This window comes from Sulfitobacter sp. CW3 (assembly GCF_019392245.1).
Classification (GTDB): domain Bacteria; phylum Pseudomonadota; class Alphaproteobacteria; order Rhodobacterales; family Rhodobacteraceae; genus Sulfitobacter.
On record NZ_JAHXRL010000004.1, the window covers coordinates 196,290 to 213,342 of the forward strand.

A 17,053-nucleotide genomic window follows, 5' to 3' on the forward strand; every position below is an offset into this window, starting at 1 on the left:
AACGCGACTGGGTGCGCTACGTCGTCCGACTGTGAGCGCCATCATGATTGTACGCAGGGCGGTTCGTCGATATTAAGCCCTAAAACAACAGGGAAGCTTCTCCAGTGTCCAAGAACCGTATCACATCCGAAGAGGCGCTTGCCTTTCACCTAGAGCCAACACCCGGCAAGTTCGAGATTTCGGCGACTGTCCCTATGACAACGCAGCGCGATCTTAGCCTTGCGTATTCGCCCGGCGTTGCTGTGCCCTGTGAATCCATCGCTGAAAACCCTGAATTGGCGTATGATTACACCAACAAGGGCAATCTGGTCGCGGTGATTTCAAACGGGACGGCTGTCTTGGGTTTGGGTAATCTGGGCGCGTTGGCGTCAAAGCCGGTGATGGAAGGCAAGGCGGTTCTGTTCAAACGGTTTGCGGATGTGAATTCGATCGATATTGAACTGGATACCGAAGACCCCGAAGCGTTCATCAATGCGGTTAAATTGATGGGCCCGACCTTTGGCGGCATTAACCTTGAGGATATCAAGGCGCCGGAATGTTTCATCATTGAACAGCGTCTGAAAGAAGAGATGGATATTCCCGTCTTTCACGATGACCAACACGGGACGGCAGTGATTTGTGCGGCCGGTCTGCTGAACGCGCTGCATATTTCCGGCAAGAAAATCGAAGACGTGCGCATTGTGTTGAACGGTGCAGGGGCTGCCGGGATCGCCTGTCTTGAGCTGCTGAAAGCGATGGGCGCACAGCATAACAACTGCATCATGTGTGACACCAAAGGCGTTATTTATCAGGGTCGTACCGAAGGTATGAACCAGTGGAAATCGGCCCACGCTGCGGCAACCGAATTGCGTAGTCTGGAAGAGGCGATGAAAGACGCCGATGTGTTCTTGGGCGTGTCGGTCAAGGGTGCTGTAACCCCGGCAATGGTTGCCAGCATGGCGGATAATCCGGTGATTTTCGCAATGGCGAACCCCGATCCTGAAATTACACCGGAAGAGGCCCACGAAGTTCGCCCTGACGCCATCGTTGCCACGGGTCGCAGTGACTATCCGAACCAAGTGAACAACGTGTTGGGCTTTCCCTATCTGTTCCGTGGTGCGTTGGACATTCACGCCCGCGCCATCAATGACGAGATGAAGATCGCTTGCGCCCATGCGTTGGCAAACCTAGCGCGCGAGGATGTGCCGGACGAGGTCGCGTTGGCCTATGGTAAAAACCTGAGCTTTGGCCGTGATTACATCATCCCTACGCCGTTTGACCCCCGTTTGATCCACCGCATTCCGCCCGCCGTGGCCAGCGCCGGTATGCACACTGGCGTGGCGCGGCGCCCGATCATCGATATGGACGCCTACGAGCTGAGCCTGAAGTCGCGGATGGACCCGACGGCGAACATCTTGCGCGGGATTAACGCCCGTGCCCGTGCGAACCAAGCGCGGATGATCTTTGCCGAAGGCGACGACCCCAAGGTGCTGCGCGCCGCCGTGACCTATCAACGGTCCGGTCTGGGCAAGGCGTTGGTTGTCGGGCGTGCCGATGACGTAAAAGCCAAACTGGCCGCCGCCGGTTTGGAAGATGCCTATCGCGAGTTGGAGGTCGTGAATGCGGCCAATACAACCCACTTGGAAGCATATAAAACGTTTCTATATGATCGCCTGAAACGTCGGGGTTTCGACAGCAAAGACATTCACCGTCTTGCCGCGCGCGACCGCCATGTTTTTGCAGCTTTGATGTTGGCGCATGGGCATGGTGATGGTCTGGTCACAGGCGCGACGCGCAAATCAGCACATGTGCTCGAACGTATTAACCACGTTTTCAACGCTGACGCCCAACATGGCGCCGTCGGCATTACCGCCGTTCTGCACAAAGGCCGGATCGTGTTTATCGGCGATACATTGGTGCATGAATGGCCTGATGAAAATGATCTGGCGAACATCGCTGAAAGCGGCGCCAAAGTTGCGCGGCATCTGGGGCTTGAACCCCGTGTGGCTTTTGTCAGCTTTTCCACATTCGGCTATCCAATTTCCGAGCGTGCCGAGAAAATGCAACGCGCGCCAAACGTTCTTGATACCCGTGGCGTTAACTTTGAATACGAAGGCGAGATGACCGTTGATGTCGCGCTGAATGCCGAAAGCCAAAAGAACTATCCGTTCTCGCGGTTGACCGGCCCTGCGAATATTTTGGTTGTTCCGGCGCGGCATTCGGCAAGCATCTCGGTTAAATTGATGCAGGAAATGGCTGGTGCAACGGTGATTGGCCCGATTTTGACGGGCTTGGATAAATCGATCCAGATTTGTTCAACAACATCGACGGCAAATGATATTCTGAACATGGCGATCTTGGCGGCGTGTAAGGTCGGCGAATGATCTGGAACCTCGGCTCGATCAACGCGGATAATTTCTATTATCTGCGTCATTTGCCGAAACCCGGCGAAACGATCGCAGCCGAGGGTTTTAACCAAGGTTTAGGTGGCAAGGGCGCCAATATGTCGGTCGCCGCCGCCCGCGCTGGCACCCGTGTCATGCATATCGGCGCGGTTGGGCCTGACGGGAAATGGGCGGTTGAACGTCTGTTGGAATATGGGGTTGAGACGCAACATATTCACATGATCAACGTGCCGACTGGTCACGCAAATATTTGTGTCGCCGACGATGGCGAGAATAATATCGTTCTACTCGCCGGTGCAAATTACGAGGTTGACGATAGGATCATCGGCGCTGCCCTGTCCGAAGCGTCGCCCGGTGATTTCCTGCTGATGCAGAACGAAACCCTGGGTCAGGAATTTGCAGCCCGCACCGCGAAAACGCTAGGGCTTCGCGTGGCCTATGCCGCCGCCCCGTTCGAGGCAGAAGTCGTGGCTGACGTGATGGATGATGTCGATTTGCTGGTCTTGAACGAGGGCGAAGCGGCAGATCTGGTTCAGGCGCTGGGGCAACCGCTGGATCAGCTTCCCATCGACGATATCATTGTCACCTTGGGTGAAAACGGCTGTAAATGGGTCTCTAACACGGGGAAAAGCGAACAATTTTTCCCTGCCTATGCGGTCAAGGCTGTCGACACGACAGGTGCCGGCGACACCTTTACCGGCTATTTGATCGCCGCGCTTGATCGACACCTTACCATGACAGATGCAATCACCCTGGCCATGCAGGCCGCCGCTTTGATGGTGATGCGGCAGGGAACCGCAGATGTGATCCCGGACCTAAAGGAAATTCAGGATCACAACTTTGACGGCGATCCTAATGCGTAAATGGCGCGGCATCGCCCCATAATTGTTTCACGCGCTGATCCCGGCCACATCTGGTGCGATAGCGTTTGTAGGCCTCGGATTTCTTGACGCCCAGACCAACGCTGCTAAAGGCCAGTCGCTCGCTGCTTTTATAGTAATTCTGGTGATAATCGTCGGCGGGATAAAACGCGGCTTTACCCAGAATCGGTGTCACCACTGTTTTTCCCAACGCGGCTTGTGCATCTGCTTTGGCTTTCTGCGCGGCTGCTTTTTCTACAGGTCCATCGGCAAAAATCGCTGTGCGGTAACTGTCGCCGCGATCACAAAACTGACCGCCAGCATCTGTCGGGTCGACCGACCGGAAAAACATTGCCAGCAGTTGATCGGCGCTGACCACTGCCGGATCATATTGGATCTGCGCCGTTTCATAATGCCCGGTGCCGCCTGCGACGACCTGCTTGTACGTGGGGTTCTTGACCGACCCGCCCGCAAAACCGGAAACGACGTCTTGCACGCCTTTGACGCTCTCGAAATCGGATTCGACGCACCAAAAGCACCCGCCAGCGACCAAAAGCGTCTCGGTTCCGGCGGCTTTTGCGCTGGTGCTTTGGGCGACTAGGCCCAAACCAATGGTGACAGACAGGGCGATCAGCTTGAAATTGGCTAACATGCGCATTGGGGGTCTCCTCTTTTGGGAAACGGTGACGTGGTTCGCAGCGCCGCGCAACACACAGCTTGGCCATCTCACGCGCTGTTGATTTCAATTTCAGGCTTGGCGCGGGCTGGCGAAGTTCTTAGCGTCGCGGTGAAAAGGGGATTAACGATGCAAGATCACGTGACCACACACCAAGCTGAAGAAGATGCGCGCAACAACGAGATACTGATTTACCTGAACGGCCAGATCGTTCCCAAGGCGCAAGCGGTGGTCAGCGTGTATGACAGCGGGTTCATGTTGGGCGATGGCATCTGGGAAGGGCTGCGCCTGTATGATGGCTGCTGGGCCTTTATGGATGAACATTTTGATCGCCTGTTCGAGGCCGCAAAAGCCATTGATATCGACATCGGAATGACCCGTGAAACGTTGATTTCCGCCGTGTTAGAGACGCAAAAAGCCAACGGGATGACCACAGATGCCCATGCGCGTTTGATGATCACGCGCGGCGTCAAAACGCGCCCCTTTCAGCATCCGTCACTGTCGCAATCCGGCCCGACGATCACGATTATTATGGAGCATTCACGCCCCAGTATCCCGCGCCCGATCAGGTTGGCGACAGTGCCCCACCTGCGTGGTTTGCCGATGACCCAAGACCCCAAATTGAACAGCCATTCCAAACTGAATTGCATTCTGGCCTGTATCGCTGCTGAAAAAGCGGGCGCAGACGAGGCGCTGATGCTGGATATCAATGGCTTTGTGAACACGACCAACGCCTGTAACTTTTTCATCGTGCGCAAGGGGGCGGTTTGGACCAGCACGGGGGATTATTGTATGAACGGTATCACCCGGCAAAAGGTGATCGATCTGTGCCGCGCCAATGATATTCTGGTTTTTGAGCGCAATTTCTCGCTCGTTGATACGTATGGCGCGGACGAGGCGTTTTTGACCGGTACATTCGGTGCGCAGACGCCCGTTGCATCCATTGATGGGCGTCAAATTGGCACGGGCGAAATGGGGCTGATGACCCAGCGGTTGCGTGATCTTTATAAGGATTTGATCAAGCAGGAGTGCGCCTGATGCGTATCGCGATGTGGTCCGGCCCGCGCAATCTAAGCACGGCGATGATGTACAGCTTTGGCAATCGCGCTGATTTTTCGGTGATGGATGAGCCGTTTTATGCGGCCTATCTTGCCACCACAGGCGAGGATCACCCGATGCGCGCCGAAATTTTGGCAGCGCACGAAGCCGATCCGCAAAAGGTGAGCGCGCTGTGCCAACAGCCGGGAAGCCCGCATATCTATATGAAACATATGCCGCATCACATGCTGGACGGGTTTCCGATGGACTGGGCCAAGGATTGCGTGAATATTCACCTGATCCGGCATCCGGCCCGTGTCATCGCCAGCTATGCCGCAAAACGCGAGGCGCCCAGCTTTGCGGATATTGGATTTGGTCAGCAGACGGCGCTTTATGATCAGATTGGCGGCTTGGTCATCGATTCCGCCGATATTCGCGCCGACCCCGAGGGCATGTTGCGCAAGCTGTGCAGGGAGATCGATCTGCCTTTTGATCCCGCGATGCTGTCATGGCCAGCCGGCACCCGGAGTGAGGATGGTATCTGGGCGTCGCATTGGTATGGCGCTGTGCATCAAAGCACAGGGTTCGCGGGTGCCGAGGGGCCGCTGCCGATGCTGACTGGGGATGAAAAGCAGCTTCTTGAGGAAGCGCTTCCCCACTATGAGACTCTTTATAATCAACGTGTTACGTAAGGTTTATCCGATCTGAAATCTTGACCACCCACAAAAAAAGGCCCGAACAGATATCATTCTGTTCGGGCCCTTTTTCTATCTTTATCGCTTAGCTTTTCAGGCGTTTGTCACGGGCTGCCAGCAATTTCAGGCGCAGCGCGTTCAACTGGATAAACCCGGCGGCGTCTTTTTGATCATAGGCGCCAGCGTCGTCTTCGAACGTCACATGCGCTTCGGAATAGAGCGAATGATCAGACCAACGGCCAACAGTGCGCACGTGACCCTTGTACAGTTTCAGGCGCACGGTGCCGGTGACGTGGGTTTGTGACGCGTCGATTGCGGCCTGCAACATGGTGCGTTCGGGGCTGAACCAGAAACCGTTATAGATCAGTTCGGCATAGCGCGGCATCAATTCGTCTTTCAGGTGCATAGCGCCACGGTCCAGCGTGATCGATTCGATTCCGCGGTGGGCCTCAAGCAGCAATGTGCCGCCGGGGGTCTCGTAAATCCCGCGCGATTTCATCCCGACAAAACGACCTTCGACCAGATCAAGACGGCCACAGCCGTGTTTGCCGCCCAGTTCGTTCAGCTTGGTCAGGATCGTGGCGGGCGACATTGCTTCGCCATTGATGCTGACGGCGTCGCCTGCTTCAAACCCGATCTCGACGTATTCGGGCGTGTCTGGCGCGTCTTCCGGTGCGACGGTGCGCTGATAGACGTATTCTGGTGCATCAATTGCGGGGTCTTCCAGCACTTTGCCTTCGGAGGACGTGTGCAGCAGGTTCGCATCAACGCTGAACGGTGCTTCGCCACGTTTGTCTTTGGCAACGGGAATTTGGTTTTTCTCAGCGAATTCAAGCAGTTTGGTGCGGCTGGTCAGATCCCATTCGCGCCAAGGTGCGATCACTTTGATGTCGGGGTTCAGCGCATAGGCGGCCAGTTCGAAACGAACCTGATCGTTGCCCTTGCCGGTCGCACCGTGGGCCACAGCGTCAGCACCGGTTTCGGCAGCAATTTCAACGAGGCGCTTGGAAATCAGCGGCCGCGCGATGGATGTGCCCAGCAGATACAGCCCTTCGTACAACGCGTTGGCGCGGAACATCGGGAAAACGAAATCGCGCACGAATTCTTCGCGAACATCTTCGATATAAATCTCGGAGGCACCCATCATTTCGGCTTTGGCGCGGGCTGGCTCCAGCTCTTCGCCTTGGCCAAGATCGGCGGTAAATGTCACCACCTCGCAACCGTATTCGGTTTGCAGCCATTTCAGGATGATCGACGTATCAAGCCCACCGGAATAGGCGAGCACAACTTTTTTGGGCGCGGACATGTTATTTCCTTTGCGGTTTGCATCGCGAGGTATCGGGTTTTACAGGCGTGAGCAAGATTGAAGGCTGCGTTGACCGCCCCGGTTTGGGGTCGTATCGAAGGATATCCACCTTATGAGGCCGTTGATGACCGATAATTTCAAGATCTTGGCGCAAAATGCGACCAAAGCGATGCGCGATGTGTTCCCCCCGACACCGCTGATGCGCAACGAACATCTGTCAGAAAAGTTTGAGGCCGACATATGGCTCAAGCGTGAAGACCTGAGCCCCGTTCGGTCCTACAAGCTGCGCGGTGCGTTCAATGCGATGCGCAAGGTTATCCCGGAGCAATCGCTGTTTGTGTGTGCAAGTGCGGGCAATCACGCGCAGGGCGTCGCGTTTATGTGCAGCTATTTCGGGGTAAAAGGTGTGATTTTCATGCCGGTGACCACGCCGCAGCAGAAAATTCAGAAAACCAAGATGTTTGGCGGTGCCCAGATCGAGGTGCGGCTGGTGGGCGACTATTTCGACAAAACCCTGTCGGCGGCGCAGGATTTTTGTGCCAGCGAAGGGGCGCATTTTCTGTCGCCTTTCGACGATGATGATGTGATCGAAGGCCAGGCGTCTGTCGCGGTCGAGATTGAGCAGCAGTTGGGCCGCATTCCTGATCGCGTGATTTTGCCTGTCGGGGGCGGTGGGTTATCGTCGGGCATTTACAGCTATTTCGGGGAATCCTGCGATTATACCTTTGTCGAACCCAAAGGCGCACCAAGTCTGGCCGGCGCGCTGGCGAAAGGGGAGCCGGTTGATATTTCGCCGATCAACAGCTTTGTAGACGGTGCCGCCGTGGCCAAGATCGGGCAGCGGAATTTTGACCGCCTCAAGGGTGTTGATCCGGCAAACGTGATAAATCTGGCAGAAGACCGCATTTGTGTGACCATCATCGAAATGCTGAATGTTGAAGGGATCGTGCTGGAACCCGCCGGTGCCCTGTCGATCGAGGCGCTGGGCGATGTCGCGGATCAAATCAAAGGAAAAACCGTTGTTTGCGTCGCGTCTGGCGGCAATTTTGATTTCGAACGCCTGCCCGAGGTTAAGGAACGCGCCCAGCGGTATTCTGGCGTGAAAAAGTATTTCATCCTACGCATGCCGCAGCGCCCCGGTGCCCTAAAGGAGTTTTTGAACATCCTTGGGCCTGACGATGATATCTGCCGGTTTGAATACCTCAAGAAATCGGCCCGTAACTTTGGCTCGGTTCTGATAGGGATCGAAACCCGCAGCCCGGACAGTTTTGGCCCATTCCTGTCCCAGCTGAAAGACGCGGGATTTACCTATACCGACATTACTAATGACGAAACGCTGGCCCAGTTTGTACTGTGATTCATGAGTTCAGCGCGTCGGGCATTTCGGCAATGAATTTTGTTTTCGATGAATCATAGGCAGCAATAATCGCGGAAATGTCGACCTGATCGGCATGCCCTGCCGCCGAGTTGGTTTCCCCCAGTTGGCATTGTTCAGAAAAGGCCGAGAACCCGAGGTTCAGCGCGCTGCCCTTGAGAAAATGCAAATCGTCGCCCAGCGTGTTCAGGTCGGGCACATTGCGCAGCTTTTCGATCACGCCTTCCACCTCATCGATAAAAATGTCGATGATTTCAGCAAAGTCATCTTTTCCAACGTCATCACGCAAGGTGTTGACCTGTGCCCAGTCGATCATGGTGAAGCTTCCTTTCGTTTATCACGATAAAGGATGGGGATTAACGTGAGGTGGCCCAGCGGCGATTGTTTGTTCAAGTTTTAGGTTTCATGGGCTGTTAAACAGCTGTGCGGTAGTGCGGTGCTTTCAAACCTCTGATCGGTCGATTTTTAATGCACCATAACCCACAAATTTCAGAACAGCCGCAGCGCGATGGCGTCATGCAGCTTGCTATGGTGGTGGACGATAGCAAGTTGCAGCGCCGTATTCTGGGGGCGTCATTGAAAAAATGGGGCTTTTCGGTGGTCGAGGCCGCATCGGGACCCGAAGCCATCGAAAAGTGCAAAGACCGGCTTCCCGATCTCGTGCTTAGCGATTGGGTGATGCCGGGAATGTCGGGCCTTGAATTTTGCCGCGAATTCCGTGCGTTATCCGAAACGCAATACGGCTATTTTATCTTGCTGACCTCGAAAAGTGAAAAGGCCGAAGTCGCCAAGGGCTTGGACAGTGGGGCCGATGATTTTCTTAGTAAACCGGTCGATGTGCACGAGCTGCGCGCCCGGATTGCGGCAGGCGAACGTATTTTGGAAATGCAGCGACAGCTGACGGATAAAAACCTGATTATTACCCACACATTGGATGAATTGCAGCGCGTTTATGACCTGCTGGATAAGGATTTGATCGAGGCAAAGAAACTTCAGCAATCGCTGGTGCGCGAACGTACCCGCGATTTTGACGGCGGAAAGCTGTCATTGTTGCTGCGATCCAGCGGTCATGTTGGCGGGGATCTGGTTGGGTTCTTTCCGGTTAACGATACAAAACTGGGGCTTTTTGGCATCGATGTTTCGGGCCATGGGATCAGCTCTGCGCTTATGACGGCGCGTTTGGCAGGGTATTTATCTGCCGCCGTTCCTGACCAGAATATCGCCCTAAGCCGCGATAGCGATGGGGCTTATACAATGCGTTCCCCTGAAGAGGTCGTTTCCGAACTAAACGATCTGGTGTTGAGCGAGATGGAAACCGAACATTATTTTACGCTGCTTTTGGCAGAGGTTGATTTGAAGTCGGGCCATGTTTTGATGTGTCAGGCGGGGCACCCTTACCCCGTTGTACAGCGACGCAATGGCGAAATTGAACAAAATGGGCCTGGCGGTTTCCCTGTTGGACTGATGGCCAAGGTTAAATATGAAAAATTCGAGGTAACTTTATCGCCCGGCGACCGGTTGTTGGTCTTGTCGGATGGGGTAACCGAATGCCCCGATCCCGACGGCACCATGATGGAGGAAGAGGGCCTTGCAAAAATGCTCTTTTCGCTGCGCGATGTGTCAGGCCCCCCCTTGCTCGAGGCGATCTTGTGGAAGCTGTCAGAGTTTTCGGGTCATGATGAGTTTCCCGACGATGTGTCCGGCATATTATTCGAATTTACAGGGCGTTAGCGCAGTATTGCTGTAAAAATGACCGGTCACCGTCGTTGCCCAATACGGCCAGGGATTCATCGGCAGACAGCACAACCGTCGTGTGATCAGGCTCAATCGGATCAGCGATTTGGCGGATCGGATGCGCAACATAGACATGGCATAGTTTTTCGGCCCAAAGTTCATATTCCGGCATATATACAAACCGTCTGAAAGCGCCCAACCGCCGGGGGTACGCGATCGACCAGCCGATTTCCTCCATTACCTCGCGGTGAAGTGTTTGTAGGGGGGATTCGCCGGGATCAATACCGCCGCCGGGCAGCTGTACATCGACTTGGGGCGACATTTGTGCCGTCATCAAGAACCGGTTTTTCAACGGCAAAATCGCGTATGCACCGGGTCGAATTGTATAGTTTTTTCCAGCCAATGGCGGCGCGCCGAATCTTCGCATCATATAACACCCCTTTTCGTGTGGCTTGTTGCCCTTATATAGACGCGGTATGCCAAGTGCCCGCCTGTAAGGAAAGTCTGATGAACCAAGGAAATAAAATCGCGTGGGACGACACCGTCCTACCCTTTCAACTCGATGCGTCCGACATCCGGGGCCGTGTGGCCCGTTTGGATGGCGTCCTCGAGGGGATTTTGCGTCAGCACGACTATCCTGAGAAGGTTGAAGCTTTGGTCGCCGAGATGGCGTTGCTGGCGGCGTTGATCGGCCAAACGATCAAGCTGCGTTGGAAATTGCAGTTGCAGGTCCAGTCAGATGGCCCCGTGCGCATGATTGCCGTCGATTATTATGGCCCGACCGAGGAAGGTGCCCCGGCCCGTATTCGCGCCTATGCCAGCTTTGATGCGGATCGCATCACCGACGCGCCTGCGTTTGATCAGGTCGGCAAGGGTTATTTTGCCGTCATGATCGACCAAGGCCAAGGAATGACACCCTATCAAGGGATCACGCCGCTTGCGGGCGGGTCGCTGTCGGCCTGTGCCGAAGCATATTTTGCGCAGTCCGAACAGCTGCCAACGCGGTTTCAACTCAGCTTTGGTAAATCGTCTATGCCGGGCGAGGCCGAACATTGGCGCGCCGGCGGCGTGATGTTGCAGCACATGCCCAAAGCATCGCCATTTGCCGCCAAAACCGAAGGTACAGGTGAAATCCTGACGCCTGATGATCTGGTTGACGGCGAAGAGGGCGAGAACTGGCGGCGTGCCAATGTTCTGCTGGATACGGTTGATGAGCTGGAGCTGATCGGCCCGAGCTTGCCGCCCACGGATCTGTTGTTGCGTCTGTTCCACGAGGAAACACCGCGTGTCTATGATGCGCAGGCGGTCCGTTTCGGGTGTTCCTGTTCAGAAGATCGCGTGCGCCAAAGTCTGTCGATTTATTCGGCCAAAGACATAGAAAAGATGACAACCGAAGACGGGCGCGTGACCGCAGATTGCCAGTTCTGTAGTGCCCATTACGATCTGGACCCGAAAACAGTCGGGTTTGACGCCGAATCCGCCCGTGCTGAGTGACCAGATAAACAATTTTCGGACGGCGCTGGCGCAAACCGGTGTCATGTCGTCCGATTTTGATCTGAACAAGGATGTGTTGCTGCCGGAAGACCGCAAATTGCGGCCTGCTGGCGTGCTTGCACCGATCATTGAGAAAAACGGACAGTTTGAACTTATCCTGACCAAGCGTTCCTCGGCGCTTAAGCATCATCCGGGGCAAATCGCGTTTCCGGGGGGCAAGCAGGACGATGGCGATGCCGATGTGATTGCCGCCGCTCTGCGTGAGGCCCGAGAAGAGATCGGGCTGCCGACCGAGCTGGTCGAGGTTTTGGGAACCCTGCCGGCCCATGAAACCGTCACCAGCTTTCATGTGACCCCGGTTGTTGGCCTTGTTAGAGACGTTTTTGACATCATTCCCGAACCCGGAGAGGTCGAGGAAGTGTTTACCGTCCCGCTAAGCCATGTGTTGAATGCCGATAATTATCTGGTGCAATCGCGTCGCTGGCGCGGAAAACAGCGGCATTATTACGTTGTTCCCTACGGCCCCTATTACATTTGGGGGGCAACCGCGCGTATGCTGCGGGCATGGTGCGAACGTATGACATAACCCTTCCCGGCGATACCAGCTGGCTTGCCGATGCGGATGCGCAAGCGGTCTGCCAAGCGATCGAAGCGGGCGGCCACCGTATTTACTTTGTCGGGGGGTGCGTGCGAAACGCGTTGTTGGGCCTGCCGGATAGTGACGTGGACATGTCGACAGATGCATTGCCCGAACGGGTGATGGCATTGGCGCGCGGTGCCGGGCTGAAAGCCGTCCCCACGGGTGTTGAACATGGAACGGTGACCGTCGTCAGCGGCGGCAAAGGGTTCGAGGTAACGACCTTTCGTCGGGACGTAGAAACCGACGGTCGCCACGCGGTCGTCGTATTTTCGGACAATATCGGTGACGATGCCCGCCGTCGTGATTTCACGATGAACGCGCTTTATGCTGATGCCGAGGGTCGCGTTATTGACCCGCTTGAGGGGATGGCCGATCTGCGTGCCCGTCGGGTGCGGTTTATCGAAGACGCCGACGCGCGCATTCGCGAAGACTATCTGCGGACGTTGCGGTTTTTCAGGTTTTGCGCGTGGTATTCGGACCCTGCCGAAGGGTTTGATACCGACGCATTATCCGCAATCGCATCGAATACCGATGGGTTAGAGACACTTTCGGCGGAGCGGGTTGGTGCCGAGATGCAAAAGATTTTGCGCGCCCCAGATCCTGCCCCCGCCTTGGCCGCGATGCGCCAGACGGGCGTTTTAGGCGCGGTATTGCCCGGATCAGACGACCGCTGGATCGCTATGCTGGTGCATTTCGAAACCCTTGCGGGGGTGCCGGTCACGTGGTTGTGGCGGCTGGCGGCGCTTGGGGGTGAGGGCCTAGCCGACCGTCTGAGGCTTAGCAAAGCCGATGCCCGTGATCTTGACCGTTTGAAAGATGCCGCGTTTGAGGGAAAACCCCTAGCCGAGCTTGCCTATCGTCATGGCGCAAAAATCGCGCAAGGTGCTTGGTTACTGCGCGCCTGCATCGCTGAAACTCCGCCGGATTTGCACGGGTTAGAGACGATTCATAACGCGAGTAAAGCCGTTTTTCCGATTAAGTCAGCCGACCTGATGCCTGACTATTCCGGCCCCGCGCTGGGCAAACGTATCAAACAGCTAGAGGCGGTTTGGATCGCGTCGGGCTTTGCCGCTGATCGCGCGACGTTGTTGGATACGCCGGATAGCTGACCGCAAAAGGTGGACTTGTGCCGCCGGGTCTGAATATCTCGACCCATATATTTGAAAGACTTTCATAATGTTTCGTTTTTTTGAAAACCTTGTCGACCCTTATGTCGAATACCTCGAACAGGACACGCCCCCGACCGGGCTGTGGGCGTTCTTTGTGGATTATAGCAAGCCGTTCAAAAAGCTGTTTGTGCTGGCAGGGATCATGTCGATCATTGTTGCCGGGATCGAGATTGGGCTGATCTATTACATGGGCCGCCTGGTGGATTTGCTGGATGGATCACCCGCTGAAGTTTGGCAAACCTATGGGACCGAATTCATTCTGGTCGCCCTGTTCATCGTGCTATTGCGGCCCGTGATGCAGGGCATAGACGTGTTGTTGTTGAACAACGCGATTTTGCCAAATTACGGGGCGTTGTTCCGCTGGCGGTCGCATCGGCAGGTCTTGCGGCAATCCGTCGGCTGGTTCGAGGATGACTTTGCCGGGCGGATTGCCAACCGAATCATGCAAACGCCCCCCGCCGCGGGCGAGGTGATATTTCAGGTTTTTGACGCAATTTCGTATTCGCTGGCCTATCTGATCGGTGCCGCGATTTTGCTGACCACATCGGATTGGCAGTTGCTTATTCCGCTGGTCATTTGGTTTGCGCTTTATGCGGTGCTGACCCGTTGGACGGTAAAACGTGTCAGCGTCGCATCAAAAGCGGCATCCGATGCCCGGTCCGAGGTCACAGGTCGTGTCGTTGACAGCTATACCAATATTCATTCGGTCAAGATGTTTGCCCATCATGACCGCGAGGTGAATTATGCCAAATCCGCGATCGAAAACGCGCGCAGCACGTTTCAGAAAGAGATGCGCATTTTCACGGTGATGGATGTGTGTTTGGTCATGTTGAACGGGCTTTTGATCGTTGGCGTCGTGGGCTGGGCATTCTATTTGTGGTCCGCTGGCCACGCCACCGTTGGGGCCGTAACGGCCGCTGCGGCGCTCACCTTGCGGCTGAATTCAATGACAGCTTGGATCATGTGGGCGCTTTCAACATTCTTTCAGCAGCTTGGCGTCGTGGCCGAAGGGATGGAGACGATTGCCCAACCCATTGCGCTGGTGGATGATTCAGATGCACGGCCGCTTGATCTGACCGACGGGCGGGTCGAAATGATCGGATTGTCCCATCACTATGGCCGTGGGTCTGGTGGTTTGGACAACGTTAATTTGATCGTCAAACCGGGTGAAAAGATCGGGTTGATCGGGCGGTCTGGCGCGGGGAAATCGACCTTGGTCAAGCTGCTGTTGCGGTTCTATGATCCTGAATCCGGCCAGATTTTGATCGACGGTCAGGATATCACCAAGGTGAGGCAGGACAGTCTGCGGCAGAACATCGGGATGGTGCAACAAGACAGCGCATTGTTGCACCGCACCATTCGCGAAAATATCTTGTACGGCAGGCCCAACGCGACAAACGCCGAGGTGATCGCGGCCGCCAAACAGGCCCAAGCGCATGATTTCATTAATGATCTGGCGGATGCTGACGGGCGGTCTGGCTATGATGCGCAGGTCGGTGAACGGGGTGTGAAACTGTCTGGCGGGCAACGCCAACGGATAGCGCTTGCTCGTGTGATCCTCAAAAATGCCCCAATCCTGCTGCTGGACGAGGCGACAAGTGCGCTGGATAGTGAGGTGGAGGCCGCCATTCAGGAAACGCTCTATGGCATGATGGAGGGGAAAACCGTCATCGCCATCGCGCATCGTCTTTCCACCATCGCCGAGATGGACCGGATTTTGGTGATGGACGACGGGCGCATCGTAGAGGAAGGCACCCATGACATGCTTTTGGCGAATGGCGGGCTATATGCTGATTTCTGGGGCCGGCAATCCGGCGGGTTCCTCAAGACGGAAGACGAATAAAGATGAAGATTGCCAATTTGATTGATCCTTTTGCCCCTGCAGATGGTGAGCCGCCGCAACGCTTGCTGGCCTTTTTCGGTTGGGCGCTAAAGGGGTGCGGTTTTGCGCTGGCTTTGGCGGCTGCCTTGTCCATGCTCGCGGGTGTGGTCGAGGTGTTGGCCGCGCTTGTGCTGGGGTGGGTTGTTGATGCGGCGCTGTCATCGACGCCAAGTGCCGTTTTCAGCGACCAAATCGGCTTGATGATCGGCTGTTTGGCGTTCTTCTTGATCCTGCGGCCAGCGCTTTTTGGGATGGCATCCTATATGCAGTCGATTGTTATCGGGCCGAATGTACTCAACATCTCGCTGTCGCGGTTGCATCGGTATACGTTGGGTCAGGCGGTCACGTTTTTTGACAATGATTTCGCAGGCCGGATTTCGCAAAAGGAAATGCAAACCAGCCGTGCCTTGACCGATGTCGTGGTCGAAATGATCCACACCATTGTTTTCGCGGCGGCGTCGTTTGTCGGGGCTGTGATGTTGCTGGGAACGGTGGATTGGCGGATCGCGGCAGGGCTGGTTCTGTGGATGGTCGGCTATATCTTTCTGATCCGTTATTTCATGCCACGGATCCGCAAATTCTCGCAGGCGCGGGCAGGGGCACGGGCGATGGTCACGGGGCAGGTGGTTGATACGATCACCAATATCAAGACGGTGAAACTGTTCGCCCACGCCGATTTCGAAGACCGTGCAGCGCTGGGTGCCATGCACAAGTTTCTGGATACGAGCCTTGATTTTGGCCGTGTTAGTGTCGCTTTCCGGTTTTGGCTGATGACGATCGCGGGGCTTTTGCCCGTGCTGCTGGTCGGTGGTGCGCTTTGGTATTGGTCGCTGGGTCTGGTCACGGCGGGTGATATCGCGGCGACGGGTGCGGTATCGTTGCGGTTGGCGCAGATGACCGGCTGGGTCAGTTTCACGTTGATGGCGCTATACGCAAATATGGGCGAGGTCGAAGACGGCATGCGCACGCTGACGCCACGCCAGCAGCTGCGCGATATCGACGGCGCACAGGATCTGGTCGTGGGCAATGGTGCAATCAACTTTGATGATATCCGGTTCACCTATGGGCGCGAAACTGGCGGTGTTGAACGGTTGACGCTTGATATTAAACCGGGCGAGAAACTGGGTATTGTGGGCGCGTCTGGTGCCGGTAAATCCAGCCTCGTTTCCCTGCTTCTTCGGCTTTATGCGCTAGAGGAAGGGCGCATTTTGATCGACGGTCAGGATATTTCGGGCGTTACCCAAGAAAGCCTGCGGCGTCAGATCGGCATGGTCACGCAGGAAACCGCGATGTTCAACCGGTCGGCTTTGGACAACATCCGCTATGGGAAACCCGACGCCACCGAGGCCGAGGTAATCGCCGCCGCCACCAAGGCCGAGGCGCATGAGTTTATCAAGGACATGCAAGATCACACAGGGCGCAAGGGCTATGCCGCGCATCTGGGCGAACGGGGCGTCAAACTTTCTGGCGGTCAACGCCAGCGTATCGCCTTGGCGCGTGCGATTTTGAAAGACGCGCCGATCCTGATCCTGGACGAAGCGACAAGCGCGCTGGACAGCGAAGTTGAAGCCGCCATTCAATCCGCGCTGAACCGCGTGATGGAGGGCAAGACCGTTCTGGCCATTGCGCACCGCCTGTCGACCCTGACCGAGATGGATAGGATCGCCGTAATGGACGCCGGCAGGATCGTTGAAATGGGAACGCATGACGCGCTGTTGGCGAAAAACGGGCTTTATGCGCGGTATTGGCGGCGGCAGTCGGGCGGGTTTCTGGATATGAAGGCCGCTGAATAGGGGCTTT

General features: G+C 55.8%; 15 protein-coding genes. 11 read left to right on the forward strand and 4 right to left on the reverse strand.

Going from position 1 to position 17,053, the window contains the following annotated elements:
• Positions 1-104 precede the first annotated feature (104 nt).
• The gene (locus tag KZZ06_RS11040; RefSeq protein ID WP_219580092.1) at positions 105-2,363 is read left to right on the forward strand and encodes an NADP-dependent malic enzyme; all 2,259 of its coding nucleotides are present in this window, start codon (positions 105-107) and stop codon (positions 2,361-2,363) included.
• The gene (locus KZZ06_RS11045) at positions 2,360-3,247 is read left to right on the forward strand and encodes a ribokinase (RefSeq protein ID WP_219580093.1); all 888 of its coding nucleotides are present in this window, start codon (positions 2,360-2,362) and stop codon (positions 3,245-3,247) included. Before KZZ06_RS11040 ends, KZZ06_RS11045 begins: the two co-directional genes overlap by 4 nt.
• Here the strand turns inward: KZZ06_RS11045 and msrA are convergent.
• Complete coding sequence (gene msrA, locus KZZ06_RS11050) at positions 3,237-3,902, reverse strand: peptide-methionine (S)-S-oxide reductase MsrA (protein WP_219580094.1); 666 nt, start codon at positions 3,900-3,902, stop codon at positions 3,237-3,239. The genes KZZ06_RS11045 and msrA overlap by 11 nt on opposite strands.
• 147 nt (positions 3,903-4,049) lie before the next feature.
• Between msrA and KZZ06_RS11055 the strand changes: the two genes are divergently transcribed.
• Both KZZ06_RS11055 and KZZ06_RS11060 read left to right on the forward strand, forming a co-directional pair.
• Positions 4,050-4,958 carry a D-amino acid aminotransferase gene (locus tag KZZ06_RS11055; protein WP_219580095.1) on the forward strand — a complete coding sequence of 303 codons (909 nt, stop codon included), beginning with the start codon at positions 4,050-4,052 and terminating at the stop codon, positions 4,956-4,958.
• Positions 4,958-5,650: a sulfotransferase gene (locus KZZ06_RS11060; RefSeq protein WP_219580096.1), complete on the forward strand. Its 693-nt coding sequence runs from the start codon at positions 4,958-4,960 to the stop codon at positions 5,648-5,650. The genes KZZ06_RS11055 and KZZ06_RS11060 overlap by 1 nt, the downstream gene beginning before the upstream one ends.
• A gap of 88 nt (positions 5,651-5,738) precedes the next feature.
• On the opposite strand, the gene KZZ06_RS11065 is transcribed toward KZZ06_RS11060, so the two are convergent.
• Complete coding sequence (locus tag KZZ06_RS11065) at positions 5,739-6,959, reverse strand: argininosuccinate synthase (RefSeq protein WP_219580097.1); 1,221 nt, start codon at positions 6,957-6,959, stop codon at positions 5,739-5,741.
• Between the two features lie 124 nt (positions 6,960-7,083).
• Between KZZ06_RS11065 and ilvA the strand changes: the two genes are divergently transcribed.
• Positions 7,084-8,316, forward strand: a complete 1,233-nt coding sequence (ilvA, locus tag KZZ06_RS11070; protein WP_219580098.1) for a threonine ammonia-lyase IlvA — start codon at positions 7,084-7,086, stop codon at positions 8,314-8,316.
• 1 nt (position 8,317) lies between these two features.
• Here the strand turns inward: ilvA and KZZ06_RS11075 are convergent, their stop codons facing one another.
• The gene (locus KZZ06_RS11075; protein WP_219580099.1) at positions 8,318-8,650 is read right to left on the reverse strand and encodes an Hpt domain-containing protein; all 333 of its coding nucleotides are present in this window, start codon (positions 8,648-8,650) and stop codon (positions 8,318-8,320) included.
• A 152-nt stretch (positions 8,651-8,802) separates the two neighbouring features.
• On the opposite strand from KZZ06_RS11075, the gene KZZ06_RS11080 reads away from it, so the two are divergent.
• Positions 8,803-10,065 carry a PP2C family protein-serine/threonine phosphatase gene (locus KZZ06_RS11080; protein WP_257884314.1) on the forward strand — a complete coding sequence of 421 codons (1,263 nt, stop codon included), beginning with the start codon at positions 8,803-8,805 and terminating at the stop codon, positions 10,063-10,065.
• Here the strand turns inward: KZZ06_RS11080 and KZZ06_RS11085 are convergent.
• Positions 10,052-10,498 carry an NUDIX hydrolase gene (locus KZZ06_RS11085; protein ID WP_219580100.1) on the reverse strand — a complete coding sequence of 149 codons (447 nt, stop codon included), beginning with the start codon at positions 10,496-10,498 and terminating at the stop codon, positions 10,052-10,054. The two genes, KZZ06_RS11080 and KZZ06_RS11085, sit on opposite strands and share 14 nt — an antisense overlap.
• Before the next feature lie 77 nt (positions 10,499-10,575).
• On the opposite strand from KZZ06_RS11085, the gene KZZ06_RS11090 reads away from it, so the two are divergent.
• From KZZ06_RS11090 to KZZ06_RS11110, 5 genes are all read left to right on the forward strand, one after another.
• Positions 10,576-11,562 (forward strand): Hsp33 family molecular chaperone HslO, encoded by a 987-nt coding sequence (locus KZZ06_RS11090; RefSeq protein ID WP_219580101.1) that lies wholly within the window; start codon positions 10,576-10,578, stop codon positions 11,560-11,562.
• Between the two features lie 43 nt (positions 11,563-11,605).
• A complete protein-coding gene (locus KZZ06_RS11095) occupies positions 11,606-12,148 on the forward strand; it encodes a CoA pyrophosphatase (RefSeq protein ID WP_219580442.1) in 543 nt (180 codons plus the stop codon).
• Positions 12,127-13,311, forward strand: coding sequence for a CCA tRNA nucleotidyltransferase (locus tag KZZ06_RS11100; protein WP_219580102.1), 1,185 nt, complete (start codon positions 12,127-12,129; stop codon positions 13,309-13,311). The genes KZZ06_RS11095 and KZZ06_RS11100 overlap by 22 nt, the downstream gene beginning before the upstream one ends.
• Positions 13,312-13,378: 67 nt before the next feature.
• Positions 13,379-15,214, forward strand: coding sequence for an ABC transporter ATP-binding protein (locus KZZ06_RS11105; protein WP_219580103.1), 1,836 nt, complete (start codon positions 13,379-13,381; stop codon positions 15,212-15,214).
• Between the two features lie 2 nt (positions 15,215-15,216).
• Positions 15,217-17,046, forward strand: a complete 1,830-nt coding sequence (locus KZZ06_RS11110; protein ID WP_219580104.1) for an ABC transporter ATP-binding protein — start codon at positions 15,217-15,219, stop codon at positions 17,044-17,046.
• Positions 17,047-17,053 lie beyond the last annotated feature (7 nt).

Excerpts from the sequence above, each read along its gene's own strand:
- KZZ06_RS11060 (WP_219580096.1), top strand. The coding sequence starts at position 4,958 with ATGCGTATCGCGATGTGGTCCGGCCCGCGCAATCTAAGCACGGCGATG.
- KZZ06_RS11105 (WP_219580103.1), top strand. The coding sequence starts at position 13,379 with ATGTTTCGTTTTTTTGAAAACCTTGTCGACCCTTATGTCGAATACCTC.
- KZZ06_RS11075 (WP_219580099.1), bottom strand. The coding sequence starts at position 8,650 with ATGATCGACTGGGCACAGGTCAACACCTTGCGTGATGACGTTGGAAAA.
- KZZ06_RS11090 (WP_219580101.1), top strand. The coding sequence starts at position 10,576 with ATGAACCAAGGAAATAAAATCGCGTGGGACGACACCGTCCTACCCTTT.
- KZZ06_RS11095 (WP_219580442.1), top strand. The coding sequence starts at position 11,606 with ATGTCGTCCGATTTTGATCTGAACAAGGATGTGTTGCTGCCGGAAGAC.
- KZZ06_RS11080 (WP_257884314.1), top strand. The coding sequence starts at position 8,803 with ATGCACCATAACCCACAAATTTCAGAACAGCCGCAGCGCGATGGCGTC.
- KZZ06_RS11065 (WP_219580097.1), bottom strand. The coding sequence starts at position 6,959 with ATGTCCGCGCCCAAAAAAGTTGTGCTCGCCTATTCCGGTGGGCTTGAT.
- KZZ06_RS11100 (WP_219580102.1), top strand. The coding sequence starts at position 12,127 with ATGGTGCGAACGTATGACATAACCCTTCCCGGCGATACCAGCTGGCTT.
- KZZ06_RS11085 (WP_219580100.1), bottom strand. The coding sequence starts at position 10,498 with ATGATGCGAAGATTCGGCGCGCCGCCATTGGCTGGAAAAAACTATACA.
- msrA (WP_219580094.1), bottom strand. The coding sequence starts at position 3,902 with ATGCGCATGTTAGCCAATTTCAAGCTGATCGCCCTGTCTGTCACCATT.
- KZZ06_RS11110 (WP_219580104.1), top strand. The coding sequence starts at position 15,217 with ATGAAGATTGCCAATTTGATTGATCCTTTTGCCCCTGCAGATGGTGAG.
- KZZ06_RS11045 (WP_219580093.1), top strand. The coding sequence starts at position 2,360 with ATGATCTGGAACCTCGGCTCGATCAACGCGGATAATTTCTATTATCTG.
- KZZ06_RS11055 (WP_219580095.1), top strand. The coding sequence starts at position 4,050 with ATGCAAGATCACGTGACCACACACCAAGCTGAAGAAGATGCGCGCAAC.
- ilvA (WP_219580098.1), top strand. The coding sequence starts at position 7,084 with ATGACCGATAATTTCAAGATCTTGGCGCAAAATGCGACCAAAGCGATG.